We start from the raw sequence: 9,437 nt of genomic DNA on the forward strand, positions 1-9,437 counted from the left end.
TTTTCCGGTAATGTCGGGTTGTTGAAGCCACAATCCGAAAGGACCACCGATGACCACCGATATGATGAACCTTCGCGCTCTGGTCGAACAGACCCCCGACGCCGATATTTTGCGTGAGATGATCGGCTTTGCCGCTGAACGCCTGATGGAGATGGAAGTGGGCGCTGCCACAGGCGCTGGTTATGGAGCGAAGAGCTCCGATCGCCTGGCCCAGCGCAATGGGTATCGCGACAGAGACTGGGAGACACGCGCCGGCACTGTCGAGCTGCGCATTCCCAAGCTGAGGACAGGGTCCTATTTCCCAACCTTCCTGGAGCCGCGCCGCATGGCCGAGAAGGCTCTAACCGCAGTTATCCAGGAAGCTTACATCCAGGGCATTTCCACCCGATCAGTCGATGATCTGGTCAAGGCCATGGGGATGGGCGGCATCTCCAAAAGTCAGGTGAGCCGGCTGTGCGAAGAGATCGACGATAAGGTCAAAGCCTTCCTCGATCGCCCCATCGAGGGTGACTGGCCCTATCTGTGGATTGATGCCACTTACCTCAAGGTGCGCCGCGGTGGGCGTATCGTCTCGGTCGCCGCCATTATCGCCATCGGCGTCAACAGTGATGGCAGGCGTGAGGTTCTGGGCATGGAGATCGGGACCTCGGAAGCCGAGCCGATCTGGACAGCGTTTCTGCGCAAGCTGACCCGGCGGGGGCTACGTGGGGTCAAGCTCGTGATCTCCGATGCGCACGAAGGGATCAAGGCGGCCGTCAGCAAGGTGTTGTGCGCCACTTGGCAACGATGCCGGGTTCACTTCATGCGCAACGTTCTTGCCCATGCCGGAAAGAGCGGGCGCCGTGTCGTCTCTGCCTTCATCGCCACGGCCTTTGCGCAGGAAACACCAAAGGCGGCCAGTGCGCAATGGCGCGCCGTCGCCGATCAGATCCGACCCAAGGTGCCCAAGCTGGCCACCCTGCTCGATGAGGCCGAGCCTGATGTTCTGGCCTACATGTCGTTCCCACGCGAACACCGGACCAAATTGCACAGCACGAACCCAATCGAGCGTCTCAACGGCGAAATCAAGCGGCGCACCGATGTCGTGGGCATCTTTCCCAATGATGACGCCATCGTGCGCCTCGTGGGCGCGTTACTGCTCGAACAGAACGATGAGTGGGCCGTCCAGCGCGCCCGCTACATGACACTGGAAACAATGAGCCAGATGAGCGATGATCCCCTCATCAGCCTGCCGCCCCTGGCCGGCTGATCCGACACCGGCAGTGCCGGGAAATGCGTGGCGGCCCAAACCAACCTACACCACGCCAGGGGACACCATCGGGGATGCGGCTGAGCATGGAATCGATGAACTCCCGCGCGAGTTCGTCAAGGGTCTTCGAGGCCCTGATGAAGGCCAGGAGTGGCATCCTTGCCCGCATCGCTGCCCTCGACAGCGAGATCCGGGCGGAGGCCAGGCGACACTAGACAGTCCGGCTCTTGATGACCGCTCCTGATATCGGGCCAATCACCGCAATGGCGGTTGTTGCGACGCGACCCGCTTTCGCCGCTCATCGAGTGCGGGGGCATACCTAGGCCTGACACCGAGGCGCTACGAATCCGGCGAGGTCAGCAGAAACGGGCGCATCTCGAAACGAGGCGATATATTCACGCGGAAATGGCTGTTCGAGGCTACGAATGCGATCTTTTACCGAAACCTCGGTCGGCCTGTGGACCTTGATCTCGAGCCTTGCGGTTGCTGCTTTTCAAATGAGCATCTACCGCCGCCTGGGTTGCTCATACATCAGGGTCCCGGATCGATGACCTGGGTCTGACGCCGCGCTCCCCGCTCACGGCGGTCGAAGAAGAACAGCATGACAAGAGCAGCGATGGCGGGAGGAAGCGCGAGCAGGCACACGATCTGCCAGCCATAGGTCGTCAGGATCCCGCCCGAGAGGAACGAGCCGACCGCCACGAACCCGAAGACAAGGAAGTCGTTGACCGACTGGACCCGTGCGCTTTCCTCGGGACGATGGGTTTCTAGGATCATGCTCGACGCTCCGGCAAAGCCGAAATTCCAGCCGATGCCCAGGACGATCAGGGCCACCATGAAGTGGACCACCGACATGCCGGTCAGCGCGAACAGGGCGGACACGAGGGTGATGATCAGGCCCAAGCCCGTGATGGTGCTGGTCCCATACCGGACCATGAGATGGCCGGCGACAAAACTCGGAGCGTACATGGCGACGACATGCCATTGCACCACCTGGTTGGCGTCGATCTGGGAGTGTCCGTGCATCCGCATGGCAAGTGGTGCGGACGTCATGAGGTAGTTCATGAGCAGATAGCTGACGATGCCACAGACCACCGCAGCGATGAACCGGGGCTGACGTGCGATTTGCTGCATCGGACGCCCCTGATAGGTCCCCACAGTGCGGATGTTGGGAAGCTCGATGCGTGCCAAAAGGGCTGCGGAAAGCACTGCAATCGCTGCCGTCGCAAGATATGTGCCCACGAACATATATCCGGGCACGAGATCCATCGTTGCGCTGACCAGCACGCCTCCTACGATACCGGCAGCAACGCCGCCCGCCAGCACCGTCGCCAAGGCCCGTGGCCGGAATGCCGGCTCAACGCATTCGGCTGCGGCGAACCTGTAGCTCATGACCACGGCCGCGTAGACCCCGGCCAGGAATATGGAGAGGCAGAACAGGGCAAATCCCTGCGTTGCGATGGCCAAACAGGCGAGCATCCCGGAGAGGAAGCCAGCGAGCTTGCCGAGCATGAATACGGGACGCCGGCCATACCGTTCGGCGATCATCCCAGCCGGCAATGTGCTCGCCGCCATGCCGACCATGAAGAAGGAGACAGGCAAAGTGGCCAGCGTCGGCACCGGCGCCAGATCGCGTCCGACTACCGCTCCTGTCGCAAAGACGACGGGCGCATTGGCACCAGCGAGCGCTTGCACCAACGTCAAGCGCCAGACCGCTTTCTGGCCTCCAGCTGGACTAGTCATGGGCCTGGCCACAGCCACAGCGGACCGAGACCGCCCCCGAACCTGCAATCATCATCGCGTCTTGTCCTACACGCTGTGACACTGATCGCAAACCCGCAGATCATGGGTCAAAATGGAGCATTTCTGATCGACGTGTTCCTAGGCTTGGGTGCCCGGAAGTGTCAATGCAACCATCGGGCTACTAGCAGTCGTCGGGCAGACGAAATTGGAACCGGACGACACCCAACTCGTCTGGATCACGAAATGGTAGCACGGTATGCCGGCAATGGTGATACGGACGTCGCCAGCCCACAGTTATTGGGAATGGCGCCATTGCGCCCGTCACCGCCGCCAGCTTCCCCGTTCCGGAACAGGAAGTGCTACGTCGCCCGAATCCTTCCCCGCACCGGTGGCGCGTCAAAAAGATGCTGGGGAGGACCAGGTCGTTTCATATCCACACTGCGGCAGCAGGTGCACCTTCGGGCGAACCTTGAAACCGGCCCCGAACAGGCCCGGCAGTACCTCCAGACAGTCACTTCTCCCTCCTTGGATGGAACACCGATCAGTTGTCTGCCCATGGCAGAAGGTCAGCATGTTTCGGGTTCATGCTTGTAGCCGATACAAAGGAGAAAAGTCAGGGAGGGTTGTTCGGCCGCAGCCCGGCGGATCAACTTGACTTCGCGGTAAGAGGGACTACCTTAATGGCCTTGATGACACGAGCGATCACAGCACTTCTGAGAATTTCAAAGGGACATCCCGTAACGGGACACTAGCCCCAAGCTCGCCCGTCTTGCGCCTCCCGAGCTTCGGGGGTGCGCTCTTCGTCCCATAGAGATCAACGCCTTTGGCGTTAAACCCATCATTAAGAATATTTGGACCGCCCGTGCATTCGCGCACGGCGGAGATCGTGTGTTGGAATGGCCCAGCTGGCAATCAAATCATCATCCTTGCCGCGCCTTGTGCTTGGGGCGGAGGATCATCGCAAACTGATGATCATGGCAAGCGGCATTTCCGGCCCCATGGCCGATGTCGCCGAGCAACTCATGGCAGAACTCGAACGCGCTCGCGTCGTCTCGCAGGAAAAGCTGCCCTCGGACGCGGTCCGTATGGGATCGATCGTGTCGTTCTCCACCGCAGATGGGTTCAACCGAACCTACCAGCTCGTGCTACCCGGAGATGCAGACATCAGTTCAGGCAAAGTCTCGGTGCTCACGCCAATCGGGGCGGCCCTGATTGGCCTGCGCGAGGGTCAAACCATCCCATGGACAGCCCGGGATGGACGCCGTCTGTCGCTGAGTGTGCTGAATGTCCGACAGGACCAATGACATGTCGTTCCCGCTGCCTAATGTGTTCAAGGTGCGCAAGTTTGGAGGGTATGGCCAGACCGACCAACGGTCGGTCTGGCCCCTTTTGTTCTGAACCGGATTAAACAAAAGGACCCTTCCGATGAGCACTGCCATTGTTCCCGAGCTCACCCCAAGAGACTTCTCGATCCTCGAAAACATGCTCGCCGATCACATCGGTCATGACGAGCTTCTCATAGCAGCGATCCGCAAGAAGCTGGATTTCGCCCGGATCGTGTTCGCAGACGACCTAGCCCGCGATGTGGTCACGATCGGCTCCAGAGTCATCTTTGGCATCAACGGCGGATTTCCAATGGAGCGCAGACTGGTCGCTATCGAGCACTAGGTTGCGGGCCAAGGGCAACAATCCATAGCCAGCATGCGCGGAATCGCAATGTTGGGCATGGCCGCTGGCGACCAAAGCGAAATCGACCTCGGACATCGCGTCGAGCTCCTCGAGGTACACGAGGTGCCCTATCAACCTACGGCACACAGCAAAGCCTGTAGCGGACCAGCGGACCTCCGGCTGATCCCACAAACCGGATCGCTCGACAGGACTCCTGCTCGTTCCAGCTCCAGTCCCTTTCATCCGGGCGATGATCCGGGGCCCTATGCAGCCTGACTTGGTATTGCTTTCAGGCGAGCTATCCCAATGCCAGGATGGTGACATGCGCGCAAGGGCTCCCCGGCCCTTGCGTGGCTACTGTGCGTGCTGGCTTCCGGCTGCAGTCGCGCATCGTCTCACAGGCTCCGACGGCACGCGCCGATTTCCCCTGGCAGCATTCAAACGAGGCCATCAGAACGGGGACTTGGCGTTCGCGATGAGCTGGACTGGCCGCATCGAGCACCTGGGCCGGTTGCCGCCGAAAAGTTCGATTGCACCGCTCACACTGGTCGAGCTCAGTATGTCGCCCGACCGCCCGAGAGATCGAAAACCGCGGCGGTGGTGAAACTGTTTTCGCTCGAGACCAGCCACGCGATCATGTTGGCGGCCTCTTCGACCTCGAGGAAGCGGCCGCGGGGGATGCGACTGAGCATGTAGTCGATGAACTCGGGCGCCAACTCGTCGAGAATCCCGGTCTTGGCGGTAGCGGGTGTCACGGCATTGATGGCGATGTCGTAGCCGGCGCATTCCTTGCCCACGGCCTTGGTCATGCCGATGACGCCGGCCTTGGCCGCGGCATAGGCGCTGGCATTGGGGTTGCCCTCTTTGCCGGCGATCGAGGCAATGTTGACGATACGGCCGTAATTGCGAGCCTTCATGCCCGGCAAAACGGCCCGGTTGACGAAGAACGTGCCGTTGAGATCAATATCGATGACGCGGCGCCATTCCTCGATCTCGTAGGCATCGAGCGGGGCATTCTTGCCCGCGATTCCGGCTGAATGTACGAGGATGTCGATGCGGCCCAGCGCCTCTTCGGTCGCCCTGACCGCCGCCTCGACGGACGGGTAGCTGGCGACGTCGACATGCACGGTCTGTGCCTCGGGAAGCATGCGCGAGGCCGCTTCGAGCGCTTTCTCGCTTACATCCCAGAGCGAAATCCGTGCCCCGTCCCCGGCAAGGCGGCGGGCCACGGCCATCCCGATTCCACCGGCGCCGCCCGTGACAACGGCGACCCTTTGCGAAAGCCGCTTCTCTGGCACAGGACTACTCCCCCTTTGGTACGTCCAATTCAGGACGCAGCCTAGCATGGTACGCTTGGCTCTTCACCGCCAGATGTGGAGAGACCTGCCGGAGGTGTCCGGCAAGCGTCGCCCGCGCTCGGCGGCCGGCTGTATCCTGGTTTTGGGGCGGCTTCAGACGTTTGCCGCAGATCCTGGACCAACCGAACTGAAGGCAACGCGGAGCCACGATTGCTGCGGCGTCTTCCGTGATCTCGCGATCAATGCGGCGGCTCGCGGCATTCTTTCAAGCCGCAGTACCAGCTGAAGCCCAAGGTGCGATCCGAGCGCGGCAGGCATGCAAGACAGGGCCCTGAGCGCTCCGAATCCGCTCATTGGCAAAGGGCCTGCTCCTGCCCCTCCCTGATTACACCTAGGTCTTGCACCAGAGCGCATGGCAATTGCCCAGAGGCGGGCAAGTCCAAAGCCGTTAAATTGTGGTTAAGGCTGGGATCAGGCAAGTCTCGACCGAGTGGCAGGACTGTGCATGATGGAAGATGCCGGATCATTATTTGCCAAAGTCCGGCCTTCGATGGTTGGCGTTCCGCATCAAGGCGGGCGCCCGGGAGTTGGCGCTCCCGAAGACGCCCTGACCACGAAGACTCACTGCCTAAACAGGAGTACTCCATGGCTTTCATCTTTGTGCACGCGGGCCATCCCCGCGTCAATCTTGGCTTGTTTTCCGCCCTCCCCTCGCCGTTGCCCAGCTGGTTGCGGCCGATCCTTTGTGCGCGTCCGCGCAGCGCGTACTAAGGGGACTCGACATGAAATTGCTGGTTATCATCATGGACGGCCAGGGCCGGATCCATGTGGAAAGCTCGCGTGCGCCTGACCTGAGGCGTCGTGAACTCTCACGGGCCACCGGGATGGCCGAAATCCTCTTCTGCGCAGCGTCCCAGGCTCCGGAATCGACCGATAGGTTGATCGCCCATCTCAAGGCGCGGCTGGATCAGACCGATTTCCCCGACCGGGCTCATGTCCGGCGTCTAGCGCTCTGGCTTGTCCATATCAAACCCATGGCCCGCGGCTGGCTCGGGAGCCCGATCCGGAAGGCGCGGGTGCTGCGCATGGTGATCGGGAGCCGCCATCGGTTCAACGATTGGCTCATCTCTGGCAAGGGAGCAGCATGATGAAGAGGACGGAGGCCAATGCGCTTGCGATCGCCGAAAGGCCGCAAGCGGGAACAGATGACGGCGGCAACCATGTCCCTGCCTTCGATACTTGCCGGGTCGCGAGGGTTCCGTTGAGGCAGGTCGCCCCTCGCACCCCGGACCTTGGCGAGTTGATCACGCTTGCGGTTCGGTATCACCTGGTGGGGGTGGTCGATGCCAGCCCGGTGCCCGAATTCATTCGCGCTGGACTTCGGTGCCATGCCCGGTCGGGAAATCGGGCGGCCCGGGCTGTGCTTGCGATGCTCGACGACACGCTCGAAGCCGCACTCGCAGCGATCGAGGCGCGCGCGATGACGTGATGGGCCTGCGCCCGTGCCGGCTCGAGGACGCGCACGCGCCCTCGAGCTATCCGGGCCGGTTTGAAAAGTTCACGTCTAGATCCATAGCTTTGTGGTTCGCCGGCTGAGCAGCCGGTTCTGGCGATGGCCGTCCATTTCGTTGCACTCTCGGTTGAACAGTCTCAGCCATCGGCGAGGCGATGCCATCGTCCGAGCCAAGCCACTCCGCTCCAGACGACCTGCCTTCTTTTCCCATAACCAGCTCCAATGACGGCTCACGGTTCATTCACCCTACGACAGGTCCACCGGATCGATCGCTTTCCGACCTTCACCGCCACGCCTGCAACATTTTGAGAAACAAGGATCGACGGGGCCATGATGGGCGCTTCACTGCGCACGCGAAAAAATATGGACCGAGATCGGTTGATTATCGATCCTCTGTTCCGCTCAGGCCCAGATTCAACTGCACGCGGCCAAGCATTCGACTCCCGGGGCTCAGTCTCATATGCTGCCCCTTATGCCCTTAGGGTCCAAACGCAATCAGCATATTGAATAGATGCTGCAAATCAGATTTTTTGGCTTCAAATGGAGCTGGAGGTGTTGATGAGCAGACTGTTTTGGTTGAGCGACGAAGCTTGGGCGATGGTGTCCCTGGAGGTGGTGTAGGTTCTGAGGAGAGTGGTCACCGGCGGTTTTCCGGTAATGTCGGGTTGTTGAAGCCACAATCCGAAAGGACCACCGATGACCACCGATATGATGAACCTTCGCGCTCTGGTCGAACAGACCCCCGACGCCGATATTTTGCGTGAGATGATCGGCTTTGCCGCTGAACGCCTGATGGAGATGGAAGTGGGCGCTGCCACAGGCGCTGGTTATGGAGCGAAGAGCTCCGATCGCCTGGCCCAGCGCAATGGGTATCGCGACAGAGACTGGGAGACACGCGCCGGCACTGTCGAGCTGCGCATTCCCAAGCTGAGGACAGGGTCCTATTTCCCAACCTTCCTGGAGCCGCGCCGCATGGCCGAGAAGGCTCTAACCGCAGTTATCCAGGAAGCTTACATCCAGGGCATTTCCACCCGATCAGTCGATGATCTGGTCAAGGCCATGGGGATGGGCGGCATCTCCAAAAGTCAGGTGAGCCGGCTGTGCGAAGAGATCGACGATAAGGTCAAAGCCTTCCTCGATCGCCCCATCGAGGGTGACTGGCCCTATCTGTGGATTGATGCCACTTACCTCAAGGTGCGCCGCGGTGGGCGTATCGTCTCGGTCGCCGCCATTATCGCCATCGGCGTCAACAGTGATGGCAGGCGTGAGGTTCTGGGCATGGAGATCGGGACCTCGGAAGCCGAGCCGATCTGGACAGCGTTTCTGCGCAAGCTGACCCGGCGGGGGCTACGTGGGGTCAAGCTCGTGATCTCCGATGCGCACGAAGGGATCAAGGCGGCCGTCAGCAAGGTGTTGTGCGCCACTTGGCAACGATGCCGGGTTCACTTCATGCGCAACGTTCTTGCCCATGCCGGAAAGAGCGGGCGCCGTGTCGTCTCTGCCTTCATCGCCACGGCCTTTGCGCAGGAAACACCAAAGGCGGCCAGTGCGCAATGGCGCGCCGTCGCCGATCAGATCCGACCCAAGGTGCCCAAGCTGGCCACCCTGCTCGATGAGGCCGAGCCTGATGTTCTGGCCTACATGTCGTTCCCACGCGAACACCGGACCAAATTGCACAGCACGAACCCAATCGAGCGTCTCAACGGCGAAATCAAGCGGCGCACCGATGTCGTGGGCATCTTTCCCAATGATGACGCCATCGTGCGCCTCGTGGGCGCGTTACTGCTCGAACAGAACGATGAGTGGGCCGTCCAGCGCGCCCGCTACATGACACTGGAAACAATGAGCCAGATGAGCGATGATCCCCTCATCAGCCTGCCGCCCCTGGCCGGCTGATCCGACACCGGCAGTGCCGGGAAATGCGTGGCGGCCCAAACCAACCTACACCACGCCAGGGGACACCATC

At 61.0% G+C, this 9,437-nt stretch carries 9 protein-coding genes; 7 read left to right on the top strand and 2 right to left on the bottom strand.

The genetic code is table 11. The annotated features are described in order from the left end of the window. The first annotated feature begins 49 nt into the window (after positions 1-49). The gene (locus EO136_RS11985) at positions 50-1,249 is read left to right on the top strand and encodes an IS256 family transposase (protein ID WP_127143937.1); all 1,200 of its coding nucleotides are present in this window, start codon (positions 50-52) and stop codon (positions 1,247-1,249) included. Between the two features lie 325 nt (positions 1,250-1,574). After that, positions 1,575-1,811: a transposase gene (locus EO136_RS18725; protein WP_246018357.1), complete on the top strand. Its 237-nt coding sequence runs from the start codon at positions 1,575-1,577 to the stop codon at positions 1,809-1,811. Here the strand turns inward: EO136_RS18725 and EO136_RS11995 are convergent. Then, positions 1,781-2,944: an MFS transporter gene (locus tag EO136_RS11995; protein WP_246018358.1), complete on the bottom strand. Its 1,164-nt coding sequence runs from the start codon at positions 2,942-2,944 to the stop codon at positions 1,781-1,783. The two genes, EO136_RS18725 and EO136_RS11995, sit on opposite strands and share 31 nt — an antisense overlap. Positions 2,945-3,888: 944 nt before the next feature. Between EO136_RS11995 and rnk the strand changes: the two genes are divergently transcribed. Both rnk and EO136_RS12005 read left to right on the top strand, forming a co-directional pair. Further along, positions 3,889-4,296, top strand: coding sequence for a nucleoside diphosphate kinase regulator (gene rnk / locus EO136_RS12000; RefSeq protein ID WP_246018355.1), 408 nt, complete (start codon positions 3,889-3,891; stop codon positions 4,294-4,296). A gap of 121 nt (positions 4,297-4,417) precedes the next feature. Then, positions 4,418-4,660: a GreA/GreB family elongation factor gene (locus tag EO136_RS12005; protein ID WP_127144655.1), complete on the top strand. Its 243-nt coding sequence runs from the start codon at positions 4,418-4,420 to the stop codon at positions 4,658-4,660. Positions 4,661-5,214: 554 nt separating this feature from the next. Here the strand turns inward: EO136_RS12005 and EO136_RS12010 are convergent. Continuing rightward, positions 5,215-5,895: an SDR family NAD(P)-dependent oxidoreductase gene (locus EO136_RS12010; protein ID WP_246018356.1), complete on the bottom strand. Its 681-nt coding sequence runs from the start codon at positions 5,893-5,895 to the stop codon at positions 5,215-5,217. Between the two features lie 845 nt (positions 5,896-6,740). Between EO136_RS12010 and EO136_RS12015 the strand changes: the two genes are divergently transcribed. The 3 genes from EO136_RS12015 (at position 6,741) to EO136_RS12025 (ending at position 9,367) form a co-directional block, all read left to right on the top strand. Then, positions 6,741-7,106 (top strand): hypothetical protein, encoded by a 366-nt coding sequence (locus EO136_RS12015; RefSeq protein WP_127144657.1) that lies wholly within the window; start codon positions 6,741-6,743, stop codon positions 7,104-7,106. Beyond that, positions 7,103-7,447 carry a hypothetical protein gene (locus EO136_RS12020; protein WP_127144658.1) on the top strand — a complete coding sequence of 115 codons (345 nt, stop codon included), beginning with the start codon at positions 7,103-7,105 and terminating at the stop codon, positions 7,445-7,447. Before EO136_RS12015 ends, EO136_RS12020 begins: the two co-directional genes overlap by 4 nt. Positions 7,448-8,167: 720 nt before the next feature. Next, the gene (locus tag EO136_RS12025) at positions 8,168-9,367 is read left to right on the top strand and encodes an IS256 family transposase (protein ID WP_127143937.1); all 1,200 of its coding nucleotides are present in this window, start codon (positions 8,168-8,170) and stop codon (positions 9,365-9,367) included. Positions 9,368-9,437: the final 70 nt, after the last annotated feature.

This window comes from Pelagibacterium montanilacus (genome assembly GCF_003992665.1).
Lineage (GTDB): Bacteria > Pseudomonadota > Alphaproteobacteria > Rhizobiales > Devosiaceae > Pelagibacterium > Pelagibacterium montanilacus.